Annotated in this window: 12 protein-coding genes and 4 tRNA genes; 9 read left to right on the top strand and 7 right to left on the bottom strand. The window is 60.9% G+C overall.

Annotated elements, in window-relative coordinates; genetic code table 11:
- Position 1: 1 nt before the first annotated feature.
- The 3 genes from ACB034_RS19725 to ACB034_RS19735 are packed head-to-tail and all read right to left on the bottom strand — an operon-like array spanning position 2 to position 4842.
- Positions 2–3082: a multidrug efflux RND transporter permease subunit gene (locus ACB034_RS19725; RefSeq protein WP_371173547.1), complete on the bottom strand. Its 3081-nt coding sequence runs from the start codon at positions 3080–3082 to the stop codon at positions 2–4.
- Positions 3083–3097: 15 nt separating this feature from the next.
- Positions 3098–4231, bottom strand: a complete 1134-nt coding sequence (locus ACB034_RS19730; protein ID WP_042026818.1) for an efflux RND transporter periplasmic adaptor subunit — start codon at positions 4229–4231, stop codon at positions 3098–3100.
- Positions 4228–4842, bottom strand: coding sequence for a TetR/AcrR family transcriptional regulator (locus ACB034_RS19735; protein WP_371173548.1), 615 nt, complete (start codon positions 4840–4842; stop codon positions 4228–4230). The genes ACB034_RS19730 and ACB034_RS19735 overlap by 4 nt, the downstream gene beginning before the upstream one ends.
- A gap of 245 nt (positions 4843–5087) precedes the next feature.
- Here ACB034_RS19735 and ACB034_RS19740 point away from each other — a divergent pair.
- From ACB034_RS19740 to ACB034_RS19760, 5 genes are all read left to right on the top strand, one after another.
- Positions 5088–5164 (top strand) — tRNA-Arg (locus tag ACB034_RS19740).
- Positions 5165–5215: 51 nt separating this feature from the next.
- Positions 5216–5291: transfer RNA gene (locus ACB034_RS19745), tRNA-His, on the top strand.
- 20 nt (positions 5292–5311) lie between these two features.
- Positions 5312–5397 (top strand) — tRNA-Leu (locus tag ACB034_RS19750).
- 73 nt (positions 5398–5470) lie between these two features.
- Positions 5471–5547, top strand: a tRNA-Pro gene (locus ACB034_RS19755).
- A 179-nt stretch (positions 5548–5726) separates the two neighbouring features.
- The gene (locus ACB034_RS19760; RefSeq protein ID WP_371144963.1) at positions 5727–6236 is read left to right on the top strand and encodes a ricin-type beta-trefoil lectin domain protein; all 510 of its coding nucleotides are present in this window, start codon (positions 5727–5729) and stop codon (positions 6234–6236) included.
- 30 nt (positions 6237–6266) lie between these two features.
- Here ACB034_RS19760 and pyk read toward each other — a convergent pair whose 3' ends face one another.
- Complete coding sequence (gene pyk, locus ACB034_RS19765; RefSeq protein WP_354688665.1) at positions 6267–7757, bottom strand: pyruvate kinase; 1491 nt, start codon at positions 7755–7757, stop codon at positions 6267–6269.
- Positions 7758–7823: 66 nt separating this feature from the next.
- Positions 7824–9161, bottom strand: a complete 1338-nt coding sequence (locus tag ACB034_RS19770; RefSeq protein ID WP_026455756.1) for an MFS transporter — start codon at positions 9159–9161, stop codon at positions 7824–7826.
- 314 nt (positions 9162–9475) lie between these two features.
- On the opposite strand from ACB034_RS19770, the gene ACB034_RS19775 reads away from it, so the two are divergent.
- The 3 genes from ACB034_RS19775 to ACB034_RS19785 are packed head-to-tail and all read left to right on the top strand — an operon-like array spanning position 9476 to position 14446.
- Positions 9476–10735, top strand: coding sequence for an ABC transporter substrate-binding protein (locus ACB034_RS19775; RefSeq protein ID WP_371173549.1), 1260 nt, complete (start codon positions 9476–9478; stop codon positions 10733–10735).
- Positions 10732–13185, top strand: coding sequence for an ATP-binding protein (locus ACB034_RS19780; protein WP_371173550.1), 2454 nt, complete (start codon positions 10732–10734; stop codon positions 13183–13185). Before ACB034_RS19775 ends, ACB034_RS19780 begins: the two co-directional genes overlap by 4 nt.
- Entirely contained in the window at positions 13169–14446 is a 1278-nt protein-coding gene (locus tag ACB034_RS19785) for a sigma-54-dependent transcriptional regulator (protein WP_371144966.1), read from the top strand. The genes ACB034_RS19780 and ACB034_RS19785 overlap by 17 nt, the downstream gene beginning before the upstream one ends.
- A 4-nt stretch (positions 14447–14450) precedes the next feature.
- Here the strand turns inward: ACB034_RS19785 and ACB034_RS19790 are convergent, their stop codons facing one another.
- Positions 14451–16094, bottom strand: coding sequence for a methyl-accepting chemotaxis protein (locus tag ACB034_RS19790; RefSeq protein WP_371173551.1), 1644 nt, complete (start codon positions 16092–16094; stop codon positions 14451–14453).
- A 210-nt stretch (positions 16095–16304) separates the two neighbouring features.
- Between ACB034_RS19790 and ACB034_RS19795 the strand changes: the two genes are divergently transcribed.
- Complete coding sequence (locus ACB034_RS19795) at positions 16305–16619, top strand: hypothetical protein (protein ID WP_026455752.1); 315 nt, start codon at positions 16305–16307, stop codon at positions 16617–16619.
- Positions 16620–16667: 48 nt separating this feature from the next.
- On the opposite strand, the gene ACB034_RS19800 is transcribed toward ACB034_RS19795, so the two are convergent.
- Entirely contained in the window at positions 16668–17480 is an 813-nt protein-coding gene (locus ACB034_RS19800; RefSeq protein WP_268856434.1) for a Cof-type HAD-IIB family hydrolase, read from the bottom strand.
- Positions 17481–17557: the final 77 nt, after the last annotated feature.

Consider the following 17557-nt stretch of genomic DNA (forward strand, 5'->3'; position numbering starts at 1 on the left):
ATCAGTGTCCGCCGTTGGCCTTGGGCGGAATGGTCTCGTCGAATACCGGCAGCGGCTTGTGGGTGGAAGCCAGGAAGGTGTAGATCACCGGCAGCACGAACAGGGTGAACAGGGTACCGATGGCCAGCCCCGCCACGATCACGATGCCGATGCTGAAGCGCTGGGCCGCCCCTGCGCCGGTGGCGTAGAGCAGCGGGATCAAGCCCGCAATCATGGCGGCCGTAGTCATCAGGATCGGACGCAGACGTACTTTGGCGGCCTGCATGACGGCCTCCATCCGGTTCACGCCGCGCAGCAGTTGCTGCTCCTTCGCCACTTCGCAGATCAGAATGCCGTGCTTGGTAATCAGACCCACGAGGGTGATGAGGCCCACCTGGGAGTAGATGTTCATGGTGGCCAGTCCCCATGCCAGGGCGATCAGGGCGCCGCTGATGGCGAGTGGCACCGACACCATGATCACCAGCGGGTCGCGGACCGATTCGAACTGGATCGCCAGCACCAGGAAGATGATGGCCAGGGCCAGGGCGAAGGTGGCGTAGAGCGCGTTGCCCTCGGTCACGAACTGGCGGGCTTCCCCCATGAAGTCGTAGCGGTAGCCCTGGGGCAGCTTCTCTTCGGCGGTGGCCTTGAACCAGTTGATCGCATCCCCCATGGCGACGCCCGGAGCGGGTACGGCACCTATGGTAGCCGAGTTCAGCTGGTTGAAGTGGGGCAGGGCGCGGGGCTCGCCGACCACCTCGATGCTGATGAGGCTGCCGAGCGGGATCGACTTGCCATCGGCGGCGCGCACGTAATACCCCTTGATGGACTCGGGGTTGAGACGATATTTGCGCTCGACCTGCGGGATCACCTCATAGGAGCGGCCATCCAGGTCGATCCGGTTGACGTAGCCATCCGCCATCATGGTGCCCATGGTGATGCCGATGTCCTGCATGGTGATGCCGTAGGCGCCGGCCTTGTCCTTGTCGATGCGGATCTTCATGGTGGCGGAGTCGTAGTTCAGATCGAGATCCGAATAGACGAACTGGCCGTTGGCCTGAGTCGCCGCCAGCATCTCGCCGGCGATCAGGAACAGGCTCTCGAAGCTGTTCGGCGTGGTGATGACGAACTGGATCGGCAGGCCGCTGGAGGCACCCGGCAGTTCCGGGAACTGGAAGGTGGTGATGGCCATGCCGGGGATCTCCTTCACCAGGCCGGCGACCCGGTCCAGCACCTCTTTCTGGCTTGCTTCACGCTGGCTCCAGGGCACCATGGAGGCGATACCGAACGCCTGATTGGAGTTGAACACCCCGGAGAAGACCTGGGAGAAGGCGATCTCCGGCTGGTCGTCCAGGATCTTGTTCACGTCCGCCATGGTGTTTTCGATGTAGTCCAGGTTGGCGTTGGAAGGCGCCGTGCCCAGCACCGCCATGACCCCCTTGTCCTCCGACGGGGCCAGCTCGCTCGGGATGAACTTGAACAGCAGCGGCAGGCTGGCGAACACGATGACGGCGAATACCACCACCACGAGACGCTTTTGCATCACGGCGTGCAGCATGCTGTCGTAACGGTCGGTCATGCGGTCGAGCAGGTGGTGCACCTTGCTCTCGAACTTGCCCGGCTGCTCGTTGGCCTTGAGCATCTTGGCGCACATCATGGGCGACAGGGTCAGGGCGATGATGCCCGAGACGAACACGGCGCCCGCCAGGGTCAGGGCAAACTCCTTGAACAGGGAGCCGGTAATGCCCCCCATCAGGGCGATCGGCGCATACACGGCCGCCAGGGTGACCGTCATGGCGATGACGGGCACGGCGATCTCGCGAGTACCTATGATGGCGGCGCGAAACGGCTCCTCCCCCTCCTTGATGTGGCGATCCACGTTCTCCAGCACCACGATGGCATCGTCCACCACCAGGCCGATGGCCAGTACCATGGCCAGCAGGGTCATCAGGTTGATGGAGAAACCGAACATGTCCATCACCATCACCACGCCGATGAGACTCAGGGGGATGGTGATGATGGGGATGATGACCGCCCGGAACGAACCGAGGAACAGGGTGATCACCACCAGTACGATGGCGGCCGCCTCCAGAATGGTCTTGATCACCTCGCTGATGGATTCGTTGATGGCGATGGTGGAGTCATACAGCACGTCGGCCTGCAGGGTGCTCGGCATGTTGCGCTTCAGGCTCGGCAGCAGCTCCAGCACATCGTGGGCGATGTTGATGGGGTTGGCGGTCGGGGCGGCGTTGACCGCCATGACCACGGCCTCGCGGCCGTTGGCGCTGGCGCGGTAGATGTCGTGGCTCTTCTCCAGGGTCACCTTGGCGATGTCGGAGAGGCGGATCACCTTGCTGTCGCGGGTCGCAACCACCAGCCGCTTGAGCTCGTCCGTATCGCTCACCTGGGTCTCGGCATTGCCGTTGAACAGGGTGAAGTAGCCGGTGGCCTGGCCGGTGGCTGACTGATAGTTGTTGCTGTTGAGCACAGTCATCACGTCGCTGGCGGTCAGGTTGAAAGCCGCCATCTTGGCCGGATCCAGCCACACCCGCAGGGCAAACTCGACGCCGCCATACAGATCCACCTTGGAGACGCCCCCCACGGTAAACAGCTGCGGCTTGATGACCCGCTCCAGATAGTCGGTGATCTGGCTGGAGTTGAGCTCCGGGCTGGTGAAGCCGAGGTAGAGCACTGCCGTGGTGGAGCCGGTGGAGGAGGTGACCGAGGGGTCTTCCGCCTCTTTCGGCAACTGGGAGCGCACCGAGTTGACCTTGGCCAGGATGTCGGACAGCGCGGCGTTAGGGTCGGTGTTGAGCTTCATGTAGGCGGTGATGGTGGAGCTGCCCAGCTGGCTGGAGGAGGTCATGAAGTCGATGTTGTCGGCTTGCGCGACCGCCTGTTCGAGCGGCTGGGTAATGAACCCCTGGATCAGGTCGGCACCGGCGCCATAGTAGCTGGTGCTGACGGTGATCACCGTATTGGTCACCTCGGGGTATTCCCGTACCTGCATCTTGAAGATGGCCTGAAAGCCCAGCAGGGCGATCAGAAAGCTGAGCGAGATCGCCAGCACAGGCCGTTTGATGAAAATATCAGTAAATCGCATCGCTGATCTCCGCGCTTACAGCATCGGGGTTTGTGCCGGGACGGCCAGGGCATCGTTTTGGACCACGCGCACCCTGGTGTCGTTGCTCAGGCGTACCTGGCCGGAGAGCACGATTTCGTCGCCAGCCTGGATGCCGGAGAGCACGTGCACGTCGTTGCCGCGACGCTCGCCCGCCTTGACCACCACCTGCTTGGCTCGTTTGACCTTCACCTTGTTGCCATCCTTGTCGGTCTCCTCGCTCTCCTTGATCACGTAGATGTTCTGACCGTAGAGGGTGAAGGAGATGGCGGTCTGCGGGATCACGATCTGATCTTTCACCGTGGGCAGAATGATGCTGGCGCGGGCAAACATGCCGGAGCGCAGCTGGCCATCGTTGTTCGGGATGTCCGCCTGGACCTGGATCAGGCCGCTCTGGAAGTTGACGGCGGGCTCGATGGCGGAGATATGGCCATCAAACCGGGTCTGGGGGTAGGCATCCACCTTGATTTCGATGGGCTGGCCCAGGGTGATCTTGGAGATGTCAGTCTGGGGCACGGTGAAGCGCAGGCGCATCACGCTGGTATCTTCCAGCCGCACGATATCTGTGCCCGGTTGCAGATACTGGCCGAGGAAGACGTTGCGCAGGCCGACCATGCCGCTGAAGGGGGCACGCACCTCGCGCCGGGCTATGGTAGCCTTCAGGCTCTCGATGTCGGCCTCCAGCGAGCGATAGGCTGCTTCGGCCTCATCCAGCTGCTCCTTGGAGATGGAGCTGGTCTTGTAGAGGTTCTGGAAGCGATCGAACTTGGCCTTCGCAGCCGGCAGCTTGGCCTGGGAGGCGCGTAGATTGGCTTTTTCCACACTGGAGTCCAGGCTCAGCAGCAGCTGATCTGCCTTGACCGGCTTGCCCGATTCGAAGCTGATGGCATCTATGGTGCCCGCCAGCTCGGTGGAGAGAGTGACCCCCTGATTGGGCTCGATGAAGCCGATGGCTTCGATAGTGGGCACCCAGTCCTGTGCCTTGGTGACCATGGAAGTCACCGGGAACTCGGGCTCCGGCCGGTTGGCCAGATAGTCGGCAATCATCTTCTGCTTGAACACATTGAAGCCGATCACGCTGCCAAACAGGGCAATCGCGATCAGCAACATAATGGCCATCCATTTTTTCATGAACAGGCTCCTGAGGTGGAAATGTGGGGGGATAAAATGGCATTCCAGCTGGCACGAATGGCAGTCTCCAACTGCACCTCGGTCAGCGTAAAGTGGTGAACCCTGCATTGCAGGGCCAGATGCATGACACAATCCAGGCTCAACACCTGCAGTGCCCGTATGGGTAAATCCACAAACAGCTTCTGCTCAACGCCCCGGGCAAAAAAACTGTCCAGTGGCCCCCATGCAGCCAGCATGACCGGCTCGGTTTCCAGTGCGGCTCCCAAAGGAGAGCTTTCATACTGCAATTTGCATTTGATGGCGTTGGGGTCGTTGACAAAGATGGCGTGGATATTTCGCCATATCTTTTGAAACTGCTCAAATGAAACCCTTTCAACATCCACATCGGCCATCACCATGGGGACGCACTGCAATATGGTGTGCTGATAAAGTTGCCGGATCAGGTCATCCTTGTCGCTGAAGTAGCGGTAGATGGTGCCGGTCGCCACATTGGCTTTTTTGGCTACCTCGGCGATCGACAGGCCGTGAAAACCCCGTTCACCCAGCACTTCATGGGCTGCGTTGAAGATGCTCTCTTTTTTGTCCTGGTTTTTATCCTGACTCATCGGCATCACCTTATGAATGAACGTTCATTCATTCTAGATGGGCCTTAAACCAAGTCAAGGCAGCAAACCGATTCGTATTGGCTACACGGGGGTTGAAGCCGAAAAATATCCCAGTCCGGTGGAATATCTCGTCACAGACGCTAAAAAAGTGCTCAATGTGTTTGAAAAAACAACGGTTGATTCAGCAAAAGAAAAAAAGTGTAGACAAGCATGCCCCCCATCATTAATATCGTGCCCCGTTCGACAGCGTAGCGCCCGTAGCTCAGCTGGATAGAGCGCTGCCCTCCGGAGGCAGAGGTCACAGGTTCGAATCCTGTCGGGCGCACCATCAAAAGTGCGCCGGTTAAACGGGCGGTGTTGTGGAACGAAAACAGCTGTGGTGGCTGTAGCTCAGTTGGTAGAGTCCCGGATTGTGATTCCGGTTGTCGTGGGTTCGAGCCCCATCAGCCACCCCATTTTACAGCTTGTCAGGTACGCGAAGGTGGCGGAATTGGTAGACGCGCTAGCTTCAGGTGTTAGTGCCCCCCGGGTGTGAGGGTTCGAGTCCCTCTCTTCGCACCATACTTGCTGTATAACGAGGATGACCTTTTGGTCGTCTTTGTGTTTTTGAAAAACACTATTTTTAAAATAGTCTCGGTGATTAGCGCAGCCCGGTAGCGCATCTGGTTTGGGACCAGAGGGTCAAAGGTTCGAATCCTTTATCACCGACCAATTTCAGAAAAACCTCGCTTAGGCGAGGTTTTTTGCTTTCCGGTGTCGCCATTTCCTGCCTTTTCCCCGTCACGTCTGTTTACATTTTTGCTGGTTTCTCCCAACCCGGCTTCGCGTATGCTGAGCGCAGATCCGCAGCAAGCGGGCATCATGGATCACATTTCAGGCAGATACCTCATATGCACCCTAATTCCGTTCGCGTCAGTATGCTGGCGCTGGTTGCCGTGGTGATCAGCGGCTGTTCGTACAAGCCCACGCCAGACGATCTCCTGATGGGCTCTGCACCGATGCAGCGCACCGATATCACATCCGCTTTGGTGACCAGTGCAGGCTTCTGCGTGACCCTGAGTGGCCAGCAGCTGCTTACCCAACCCTGTGACGAGAGCGCCAATCAGCAGTTCAGCTGGGATGCCGGTGCGCTGGAGTTGGCCCGGGGCTGTCTGGTCGCCAGTGGCCGGAGCGAACTGGCCGTGGCCGAGTGCCAGGAGACGAGCTATCAATGGCAGTGGCAGGGGGATCGCCTGTTCAATCGGCAGGCCGCGCTCTGCCTGGATGTGGCAGGACGTCGTCACAAGCCGGGTACTCCGCTGCGCTTGGCGGAGTGCTTTGGCGGGGCCAACCAGAGTTTCGAGTGGAAGCGTGAAGAGAGTCTGCTGGAGCAGCTGGAGTTGAAAAGCCTCATCCGTTGAGGCTTTTCGTCCATTCGAGGTGACTTGAACTCAGTGTGAGTGGCTGACAGCGACCGTGGCGGGGGCCGCCGGTACGGGTTGATGGGCGACGCCGCTCAGGGAGACCAGACGGCAGACATCCTCATGGCCAGCCCCCTCAAGGGAGTCGAGGCGGCTAATCAGCAGGGAGTGGATGCCATCCAGCTGATCGGCCTGTTGCAGGGCCGCGATCAGGTGCTCGTGATGGGGCTGGGGAGCATTTTCCTGAAAGAAAATCGGCGTGACCCCACGCAGTATGGTCATCTGGTTGAGCAGCTGCGGATTGTCCGACAGGGCCCAGATCGGGTTGTGAAGACCCCCGCGCGAGATGGCGATCACCGCCTCTCCCTGATTGGTCAACACGGCGATGCCGCAGGAGCGATCCTGACTGAAGGCGGAGGTCATGGCGGCCAGCGCCATGCAGCGGCCCGAGTGGTCGGCCTGGCTGCTCTCCCGGCGCCAGCGTGGCTGTATGGGTTCCATCTCCTGCTCGGCACCCAGCGCGATGCGCGCCATGGCCTCGACCGCCTCGACCGGGTAGAGTCCCGCCGCCGATTCGGCCGACAGCATCACGGCATCTGTGCCATCCATGACCGCATTGGCCACGTCCAGCACCTCGGCGCGGGTCGGCATGGGGTTGCCGATCATGGACTCCATCATCTGGGTAGCGGTGATGACGGGGCGACCCAGGGCGCGGCAGCGCTTGATCAGCTTCTTCTGTACCCCTGGCAGGCGGGCATCTCCTATCTCCACCCCCAGATCGCCACGGGCGACCATGATGATGTCGGAAGCCTGGATGATCTCGTCCATGGCTTCGACGGATGCCACTACCTCGGCCCGTTCCACCTTGGCGACGATGGCCGCCTTGCTGCCGGTGGCGCGAATGAGGGTTCTTGCCTCTTCGAGGTCAGCGGCGCTGCGGGGGAAGGAGACGGCCACGAAGTCCGCTTCCAGCTGGCGCGCGGTAAGGATATCTTCCTTGTCCTTGGTGGTCAGGGCCGGGGCGCTCAGGCCACCACCCAGTACGTTGATGCCCTTGCGGTTGGAGAGGATGCCGCCTACCAGCACGCGGGTCACGACCTGTTCCCCTTCCACCCGTTCGACATGCAGCTGGATGCGGCCATCGTCCAGCAGCAGGGTGTTGCCTGCCTGCACTTCATGGACCAGCGCCGGGTAGTCGGTACCGACCCGATATTGGTCGCCCTGATGGCTGCCGAGGCCGGCATCGATCACGAAGGAATCACCGATCTGCAGCCGGATGCTGTCATCGGCAAAGCAGGCGATGCGGATCTTGGGGCCTTGCAGGTCGGCCAGAATGCCGACATGGGTGTTGAGGCGGGCGGCGGTGGCGCGGATCCGCGTGGCCAGCGCCAGGTGCTGCTCCGCAGTGCCGTGGGAAAAGTTCAGCCGAAAGACGTTGGCTCCCGCCAGTATCAGCTTCTCCACCATGGCTTCCGATGAGCTGGCGGGGCCCAGAGTGGCAACAATTTTGGTCTTGCGCATGGGTTACTCCTGTTGCGACGACGTGAAAAAGGGTGGTCACCGGACCACCCTTTTTATGGGCAAATATCAGTAGTTGACGACTTTCTTGGCGTTCCACACCGTCATGGCGAGCAGCATGGAGACCACGGAGGCACCCAGCCAGAAGTATTGGGCGTTGCTGAAGTCGTAGCGGGTCACGCCGTCGATCACGTCGGTCTTGATCAGCGCGGAGGAGACCAGTTCCTGAATGGAGGCGGCGATGTAGGAGCACAGGCCGATGAAGCCTTTCACCGCACCGACCGCAGTCTTGGGCATCAGGTCACAGGCGGTCAGACCGGCCAGGAACACCACCAGACCACCGATGGCATAACCGATCAGGGCGAGGGCGACGGCATCCATCATGCGGCTCTGCGGGCCCCAGAACATCAGGCACATACCGGCGATGTTGGCCAATCCGTACAGCAGGGTAGGGATGTGGCGGTTGGCGTTGAACACCTTGTCAGAGATGATCCCGGCCAGGATGGCACCGAGGAAACCGGCGATGGGGTAGGCCGACATGGCGAAACCGGCATCGATCAGGCTGTAGCCCTTCTGCTCCTGCAGATAGAGCACGGCCCAGGAGCTCATGGCGTAGCGGGACATGTACATGCAGGCACAGGCGGCGGCGATGAGCCACACGGTGGGCTGCTTGAGCACGAACAGCTGGGCACGGCGAATTTCGGCCGGCTCCACTTTCTTGGAGATCTCCGGTTCTTCACCAAAGGCAACGGCAGGTTCCGGCAGGCCGTAGGTCTGCGGACGATCTTTCAGCACCAGGTACATGCACAGGGCGGCGATCAGGGAGGCGATACCGGCGCCGATGAAGCCGGCTTTCCAGCCGAAGTAGCTGACGATGGTGGCGGTCAGGATCCAGGAGATGCCTTCACCGATGTTACGCGAGCCGCCCCAGACCGAGTAGACAGAGCCCCGTTGCTTGGGCGAGAACCACTGGAAGATGGAGACGCAGGACGGCGCTGAGCCGACGGACTGGAACCAGCCGTTCAGACCCCACATCAGCACCAGGAAGAAGGTGGCGGTGTTCATGCCCATCAGGATGGTACAGATGGACGACAGGCCGAGGGCCACCGACATGAAGCGGCCGATGTTGGCGTAGTCGGACAGGAAGCCGTTGGAGAACTTGCCGACGGCGTAGGTGAACAGGAAGGCAGAACCGATGACGCCCAGCTCTTCCAGAGTGACCACGCCGGAGTCCAGCATGGGCTTCTTGACTACGTTAAGGCTCATACGAACTACGTAGAACATGGCGTAACCGAGTACCAGGCCCAGGAAGACCTGCCATTGGTACTTGCGGTAAATCGAGCGAATTTTATCTGGCGAGGCATCCATGACCGGTAGGTCTGCTCGCGTCTTGAAGAAGTTGAACATGGTGTTCTCCGTTTCTATTTTGGCAGCATGGTTTCAGAGGAAGCTCTGATCACGGATGCCATGATATGAAGGGAGAAATTAAGGCGGCAAAAAGTCGGAAATGAGTCACTTATGACTCGAGCGAGGGAAAACCATGAGTCAGAAATGGCATATTCTGACTGTCCTATTGATAAGCGATGAATAACAATAGTCATATCACCAGAGAGATATGAGTCAGAATTGGCTCATCCCCTCTCTAATAAAAATAATGTGAACTACCAATTATTAGATGTACCGCACATAATCCGTTTTTGATAGTGAGCAGAACGACCCCCATGTCTCTATTTTTTCGACTGCTACCTGTGAGTCTGGTGGCTATTTTGTTGCCCTTTGGCGCCCCTCAGGCCGGGTCACTGACCGTGCTCACCTCTTTTTCGGAGACGCCGGTCAAATCGGTAATAGACGGATTCGTTCAGCAATATCCCGGGATCCGGGTCGAGGTTATTTATCGGCGAACCATCCCCTCTTTGCGCTTATTAACGGAAGCAGAGGCGCCGTCGGTCGATATTATCATGTCATCGTCACCGACATTTTTTAACACCCTCGATAAAGAAGGTTTACTGGCTCCCTTGCCAACGGCCACCATTCCACCAGACTGGTTGAGTCCCCATACCCTGGGATTAAGCAACAAGGTGGCGGTGGTGGGATATTCCAGCAGCGGCATCATGTATAACCGTCACTATCTGGCCAAATATCAATTGCCACAACCCGGCAGCTGGCAGCAGCTGGCGTCGCCGGTGTTCATGGGTCATGTCATGATGAGTTCTCCCTCCCAGTCCGGCACCACCCACATGATGGTGGAGAGCATACTGCAACAATATGGCTGGGATCGGGGCTGGGCCCTGCTGATGCGCCTTGGCAGCAACCTCTCCGCCATCACGGCGCGCAGCTTCGGGGTGAGTGACGGTATCGCCCGAGGTCTGGCGGGAGCCGGCCCGGTGATCGACAGCTATGCCCTCAACAGCCAGGCACTCTTCAAGCACATCGGCTTCAGCACCATGGCGGATTCGGTGATCCTGCCGACCTACCTCGGGGTGCCCCGCAGCACGGACAATCCGGGGAACGGAGCCCTGTTTATCCAGTACCTGCTCTCCGACAAGGGGCAGGCGATCATCGGCACCCCCGGCATGGCCAAGGCGACCCTGAGTCAGCCCGAGTTGGCCAGGCAGACCCATTACGTGACCGACAAGGCGTTGCTCTACCGGCGAGCGGGTCTGCTCAAGGCCCTGTTCGAACAGACCATCACCCAGCAGTTGCCCAAACTGAAGATGACCTGGCGGGGGATCAACGGGGCGGACACCCGAAACGATCCCGAACGGATCAAGCTGGTCGAGCAGGCGAAGGTGCTGGCGAGTACGCCGCCGCTAAGCGAGCAGGAGGCCAGGGATCCGGCGCTGCTGGCGCTGTTTGACGGCATGTACGAGCGGGATCAGAGCAACCCCCGGGCCGAGCGCGTGATGCACCAGTGGCGCCAGACGACGGAGGCGCGGCTGAACGAAGCGCAGCGGCTAGTCGAACAGGCCAGCAAGCCATGAGTCGCCTGGGGCGCAGCCTGCGTCTGCCGAGCAGCCTTGGACGGCGCCTGATCCTCGCCTTTCTGGCCATCACGACCCTGACCGGGATCATGGGGATGGCGGCCTACATGGTGTGGGATCGGCTGGGGCAGCAGGTCAACCAGATCGTCAGGGAGAGCCTGCCCGCCATCGGCAGCGCCTACCAGCTGGAGCGGGCCAGTTCCCGTCTGCTGTTGCTGCTGGCGCAGTTGCGGGATACCCGGGACCCGGTGCAGTACAAGCGACTCTCCCTCTCGGTCTCCACCACACTGCAGGATATCCAGAATGCCTACCTGCTGGGGTCGCAGGATGATGACGAGGCGCTCTCCCAGCAGCGGGCGTTCGAGGAGCTGAGTGCTCTGGTGGCGGATCACGCCCGCTACCTGAAGCAGCAAATCGTCCATGCCGAAACCCTGCAGCAGTTGCAAAAGCGCAGCAACTGGCTGCATCAGGATCTGGTGGATGATGTGGCTCCCCTGCTGCAGGAGGTGGAGTGGCACCTGACCAGCATGGTGAACAGTTCCGACGACATGAGTGAATTTGGCAACGTCATCAAGGAGTTCTCCGCCCTGCAGGATCTCACCTTCAAGGAGAACGAGCTGCAGGCGCTGGTCAATGAGGTGATCGACCAGCGCTACCAGCAGGATCTGGAGAGCGCCTTCCTGTTCATCGGTTACAAGATCGACGAGATGGACGAACTGACTTCCCGGCTGGCCGAGTACCCCTCTACCGTCAGCTATCGCCAGATCCTGCAGGATATCGTCACCCTGGTGAAACCGAATGGCCAGCTGCACCGGTTGTTGCAAGCCGACGCCCTGACCCATCAGCGGCTGATGGCCTTGCGTCCCAAGCTGGATGATGCCGTCTCGCGTTATCACCGGAAGGTCAGCCAGACGGTGAGCGAGGCGAACCGCTCTCTCCACGTGCTCGGCAACAACAGCAGCCAGATGGTGGCGACCGGCAAGCTGGTGATCCTGGTGGTGCTGGCCCTCGCCATCCTGCTCAGCATCTTCGTGCTGGTGGTGCTGATCGGGCGGCGGCTGATCGGGCGGCTCGATGTGCTGGGCCAGGATCTGGCCCGGGTCGCGGCCGGCAAGATGGATGTGCCGATCCAGACCAGCGGACGGGACGAGATTGGCCAGCTGGGGGAGAACCTGCGCCACTTCTGCCAGCAGCTGCAGCAGATGGAGCGCTCCAACGCCCTGAACCTCATCAACAACACCCAGGCCTGCCTCATCACCTGTTATCCGGACGGCACCATAGAATCGGTCAACCCGAGCGCCTTGACCCTGTTCAGGCAGGCGACTATCAGCCCAGATCTGCCGTTGTGGCAAGTCTTCCCCGAGGAGGCCGGCGCCGTGCTGGCCAGCCAGTTTGAGCCTGATCAGCCGCTGCACCGGTTGGGTCACAGTGAATGCACCGTGGCCACAGGGCCCCACGACGAGCCGCGCTTCCTGCACTTCAACCTGCGCCGCTTCGAGCAGGGACGCGGTTATCGCTTCATCATCACGGTCACCGACGTGACCCGTCAGGAGCTGACCGCCAGGGAGCTGGGCCAGCTGGTGGAGGAGCGCACCCGCGAGCTGACCGAGAACAACCGCCTGCTGGCGGCGGAGGTAGTGCAGCGCCAGCAGGCCCAGCGTAATCTGCTGCAGACCCAGGATGAGCTGATCCAGGCGGCCAAGATGGCGGTGGTGGGGCAGGCGATGACCAGCCTGGCTCACGAGCTCAACCAGCCCCTGTCGGCCATGATGACGTATCTTTACACCAGCCGTACCGCCCTCGGAGCCGGAGAGTTCCAGCTGCTGGACAAGGATCTCGGCAAGATAGAGATGCTGGGCCAACGCATGAGCCGCATCATCAATGCCCTGCGCAACTTTGCCCGCAAGTCGCCGACCGAGGAGACCCGGGTTCGGCTCGATCTCGGGGAGCTGGCGGATCAGGCGCTGCTGCTGCTGGAGACCCGGGCCAAGCGGGATGGTTGTACCCTGAACAATGAGCTGCCCGCCGGGCTCTGGATCGAGGCCGATCCCGTGCTGGTGGAGCAGGTGCTGGTCAATCTGCTGGTCAACGGCATGGATGCCATCGCCGGGCGGGATATCCGCGAAATCCGTCTGTTGCTGCTGGAGCAGAATGGCAGCCAGCTGAAGATCGGGATCGCCGACAGCGGCGCCGGTTTTGGCGAGGCCATACTGCCCAGGCTGTTTACCCCCTTCACCACTTCCAAGGAGGTGGGGCTGGGCCTGGGGCTGACCATCTGTCGCTCCCTGCTGGCCCGCTGTGATGCCGGGATCTTGCTGGGCTCTGCCTTAGGGGGAGGGGCCATGGTGATCCTGGAGTTTGGCGAGCCCCCGTCGGCCCGGTCGCAGGAGGGCGCCGAATCCAACGCGTATTTGAATGAGGAGAAGTCAGTCGATGTTGTTACCCCGTAGCCGCCCGGCCAACGTGTTGTTGGTGGATGACGATGAGGACGTGCTGGAGTCCTATTGTCACCTGCTGAGGCTTTCCGGCTATCAGCCCAAGGCGACCACCTCCCCCCACGAGGCGCTGGAACTGCTGGCCAGCCAGTGGCCCGGTGTGGTGGTTTCCGATATTTACATGCCCGCCATGAATGGCATGGAGCTGTTGACCCGGGTTCACGAGATAGATGCCGAGATCCCGGTCATCATGATCACCGGCCATGGCGACATCCCCCTGGCGGTGAAGGCGGTGAAGCAGGGGGCGTTCGACTTCCTGGAGAAACCGCTCAACCCGCAGGCCCTGCTGGGGCTGCTGGAGCGGGCTTGCAAGCAGCGCAGCGAGGTACTGGCGCGACGCAACGAGATCCAGGAGACGATCGACGACGAGCTGATCGGCACCAGCCCGCAGATCGTCGCCATCCGCAACCAGATCAACCAGCTGGCGCAGACCGACAAGGATCTGATGCTGGAGGGGCCGGCCGGCTCGGGACGCCACACCCTGGCGTTGTTGCTGCACAAGATCAGCGCCCGCCGGGAACAGGCCTTCCACCTGCACGACTGCGCATCGGCAAGTTCGCTGGCCGAAGTGCAGGAGAGCCTGGCGCAGGCCGAACAGGGGACTCTGGTACTGCAATCGCCGGCCCGGCTGACGGCCGAGTGCCAGCGCTGGCTCGGCAACCATCTGCTGGAGCAGGAACGCAGGGGGGGCAAGTCGCTGCGCACCATAGCGTTGTTCGAGGAGTCACCGGAAGGGCTGGTGGAACAGCAGCAGCTTATGCCCGAGCTCTACTACTTCCTCTCCCAGGTGCGGCTCAAACTGCCCCGCCTGGTGGAGCGCAGCTGCGACATCATCCCCCTGTTTCGCGCCTTCCTGCGCCAGGGATGCAAGCGGATTGGCAAGCCGGTGCCGGCGGTGGACCGCGCCTATCTGGAGACCCTCAAGCGTCACCAGTGGCCAGGTAACCTGAGGGAGCTTCGCAACGTAGCCGAGCTCTATGCGGTGGGTATCGTCAAGCTGGCCGGCGTAGAGCGGGCCATGCCGCTCGCCAATGCCAAGGAGCCGCTGGACGATCTGGTGGAAGAGTTTGAGCGGCGAGTGATCGAGGATACCCTGTTCCTGTTCTCCGGCCGGGTGACCGAGGCAGCCCAGTACCTCGGCATCCCGCGCAAGAAGCTCTATCTGCGCATGAAGAAGCACAATCTCGACAAGGATCAGTTCAAGCCCGCCGGCTGACCCCTCAGAGCTTGAATTGCTGCACCCGGGTGGCCAGTTGCCGGCTCTGAGACTCCAGCTGGCCACAGGTCTGGCGAATGCTCTCCAGATTCTCCAGCATGGCGCGACCATTGCCCGCGACGACGCTCAGGTTGTGGTTGATTTCGGTGCTGACGCCGCTCTGTTCATGGGCGGCGTCCCTTATCTGGCCGTTCATCTCGTTGATGATGGTGATCGCATGGGTCATTTGACCCAGGCTCTCCCGGGTCTGGTGGGCCTGGGCGACAGCCTGGGTGCCGCTGTGGCTGCTGGCCCCCATCTTCTGCACCGCCTCCTGGCTGCCCTGCTGCAACCGCTCGATCATCTGCTGGATTTCACCCGTGCTATGTTGGGTCTTGCTGGCCAGGGTGCGCACCTCGTCGGCTACCACGGCGAAACCGCGCCCCTGCTCTCCGGCCCGGGCCGCTTCGATGGCGGCGTTGAGTGCCAGCAGGTTGGTCTGATCGGCGATGCCGCGGATCACCTCCAGCACGGAAGAGATGTGTCCGACATCCTGCTCCAGCCGCTGGATCCCCTGCTCCGACACGTGAATGTCCCGCGCCAGTGCCTCCATCGCCGTGACTGTATTCATCAGATCTGTCGTGGCGCTCTGTACCTGGCTGGCCGCCTCGGCCGAGGCGTTCTCGGTCTGGCTGGCGTGCGCCACCATGAGGGCGCTGGTGGCACTCTGCTCCTCCACGGCGGCGGCAATCTGATCGCTCTGGCGCTGCTGCTCCTCGGCGTTGGTCACCATCCCCTCCATCAGGGAGTACAGTTGGCGTGATGCCGATTGCACCGTGCTGGCGGTCTGGCTGACGTCGCTGACGATCCTGTGAACCTGATCGATGAAGCGATTGAAGGTGGCGCCGAGGGTGCCAATCTCGTCGCGGGAGGTGATGGTGATACGACGGGTAAGATCACCTTCGCCCTGGGCAATATCTTCAAGGGCCTGTTGCATCTGGTTGAGGGGCTTGAGGGTTAGCCGGGTGACAACCCAGGTGAGCGCCAGGGCCAGCGCAATGGCGATCAGGGTGCCCAGGCTCAGAACCTGCTGGGCGTGCTGGCTCGAATCCTGAACCTCCAGTCTGAGCTCCTGCTGGGACTGCTCGATGGCATCCTTGAGCTGGTTGAGCTGCTGACGGATGGAGGTGAACTGCTGCTGCGAGGCCTGGAACTGGCTGGAGAGCAGATGGCTGCTCTCGTGGGGATCGGCAAAGACGGCCTGATAGTGGGCGAGCCAGTCGTCAAATTCTCCCAGCATCAGGTCCAGCGTGGCCTGGTGCTGCTTGCCGATGAGGCCCGCATCGATCAGGGTCTGCACCTGGCTCATCCTGTCTCTCGCCTTGTTGCCATTATCAAGAAACTCCGCCTTCTGGTGCGCCACGTTGTCGGTGGTGAGGCCACCCACGATGAGCCCCTGACCTGCGGCAATGACCTGATAGAGATCGCGATAGGCATCTTCCAGTGAATTTTGCACCGGCAGTATCTGCTCGACGACGGTGCGGTTGACCCGCTGCTGCTCGGTGAAACTGGTGTAGGCGACGGAGACCACGCTGGACATGATGGTCAGCACTATCACCACGGGCAGACGGGTTTTGGTCGTGAGGGACAAGCGATTGAGAAGTGTCATGACGGTGAGTCTCGCAAGGGGAGATGAATGACGTTCCATTATCGGGCTTCGGATGTGTCAGGGGTTCAGACGAGGATCACGCTATCGGGTGGGATCAGGAAAAAATTGAGTTATTACCGGCACATAATCGAGTGCAGCCAATGCCGATAAGAGCGAAACTGTTCAGGGAATGAACAGGGAATTCAATTCTGCCGGCCAAGGGGGTGCATCATGAGATGTCCGAGGTGTCTGAAAGAGGGGGTTGATAAGGCATTGGATGAACGGGTGGGGCGGGCCTGTGCCATGGGATTCGGCGCCGCAGGCGGCTTTGCCTGTGCTGCCAGCTTCGCCAAGGTGGGAGCCGGCATGGGGGCCGCTCTGGGGGGGATTGGTGTGCCTCTCGGCGCCATCGCCGGTGCGCTGGGTGGCGCCCTGCTGGGTGGGGCGACCGGCGGTGGGGCGGGGTTATGGCTTGGCCGCACCCTGGACCGCCAAATCTCCCGGCAATATCGCTGCCAGGGGTGCGGTCACAGTTTCGAGCGTTGACAGGCGAGCACATGGATACCACCTGGTGTGGTATCCATGGCTAAGGGATCAGGCCGCGTTGACCTTCTCGAGGGCGAACAGCTGCTCCAGATAGACGGCGACGCCATCTTCATCGGAGCTCAGGGTCTGCTCGTGATTCGCCAGTGCCAGTTTGAGACGGTCATGGGCGTTGCCCATTACCACGCCGCGACCCACCATGCTCAGCATCTCGAAGTCGTTCATGCCATCGCCGAAGGCCACGGCTTGGGACATCTCCAGCCCGTGCTGTTCCAGCACGGCGCGCACCGCATTGCCCTTGTGCACCCCGGCGTGCATCACCTCGAGACAATCCGGCAGGGAGAAGGTGACGTTGAGTCGATCACCATATTGCTGGTTCAGGCGCGCCTCTATTTTCAGCAGCTTCTCGTGCTCACCGATGTAGAACACCTTGTTGATCTTGTCCATCGGGTGGCTGGCGAGATCGGTCAGGCGGTAGGTGAAGCCGGAGTCGTGATGGAATTGCAGCAGCCAGGGCAGCTCCTCTTCCACCAGCCACTCGTCGCCATAGTAGACATTGAGGTGGATGGAGGGATCCCGCTCCAGCGCGATCAGCTCTGCCGCTACCGTATCCGGCAGCGCCTGGTTGTAGACCAGCTGATCCTGCTTGTCGTGCACGACGGCGCCATTGGAGGTGATGAGGTAGATGTCCAGCCCCAGGGTATCGCGGATGCTGCGCACATCCACATGGTGCCGGCCGGTGGCCACCACGAACTTCACGCCCTGTTCCACCAGACGGTGCAGGGTGTCACGGGTGCGGGGGGAGATCTGGTGCTGCTTGTTGAGCAGGGTGCCATCGAGATCGGATACAACTACCTTGAACATCATTACCTCACCATCTATTGAACGCTGGCGCAGTGTACCCCAGCGTCGTGTGTCACCCCATTTCTTTTGGGATCCAA

Origin of the sequence: Aeromonas sp. S18(2024) (assembly GCF_041402525.1) — a bacterium.
GTDB lineage: Bacteria > Pseudomonadota > Gammaproteobacteria > Enterobacterales > Aeromonadaceae > Aeromonas > Aeromonas enteropelogenes.

Bases quoted from the DNA above. Each gene is read 5' to 3' on its own strand.
- pyk (WP_354688665.1), bottom strand. From the start codon at position 7,757: ATGCGCAAGACCAAAATTGTTGCCACTCTGGGCCCCGCCAGCTCATCG.
- ACB034_RS19780 (WP_371173550.1), top strand. From the start codon at position 10,732: ATGAGTCGCCTGGGGCGCAGCCTGCGTCTGCCGAGCAGCCTTGGACGG.
- ACB034_RS19760 (WP_371144963.1), top strand. From the start codon at position 5,727: ATGCACCCTAATTCCGTTCGCGTCAGTATGCTGGCGCTGGTTGCCGTG.
- ACB034_RS19775 (WP_371173549.1), top strand. From the start codon at position 9,476: ATGTCTCTATTTTTTCGACTGCTACCTGTGAGTCTGGTGGCTATTTTG.
- ACB034_RS19790 (WP_371173551.1), bottom strand. From the start codon at position 16,094: ATGACACTTCTCAATCGCTTGTCCCTCACGACCAAAACCCGTCTGCCC.
- ACB034_RS19785 (WP_371144966.1), top strand. From the start codon at position 13,169: ATGTTGTTACCCCGTAGCCGCCCGGCCAACGTGTTGTTGGTGGATGAC.
- ACB034_RS19795 (WP_026455752.1), top strand. From the start codon at position 16,305: ATGAGATGTCCGAGGTGTCTGAAAGAGGGGGTTGATAAGGCATTGGAT.
- ACB034_RS19735 (WP_371173548.1), bottom strand. From the start codon at position 4,842: ATGCCGATGAGTCAGGATAAAAACCAGGACAAAAAAGAGAGCATCTTC.
- ACB034_RS19730 (WP_042026818.1), bottom strand. From the start codon at position 4,231: ATGAAAAAATGGATGGCCATTATGTTGCTGATCGCGATTGCCCTGTTT.
- ACB034_RS19725 (WP_371173547.1), bottom strand. From the start codon at position 3,082: ATGCGATTTACTGATATTTTCATCAAACGGCCTGTGCTGGCGATCTCG.
- ACB034_RS19800 (WP_268856434.1), bottom strand. From the start codon at position 17,480: ATGTTCAAGGTAGTTGTATCCGATCTCGATGGCACCCTGCTCAACAAG.
- ACB034_RS19770 (WP_026455756.1), bottom strand. From the start codon at position 9,161: ATGTTCAACTTCTTCAAGACGCGAGCAGACCTACCGGTCATGGATGCC.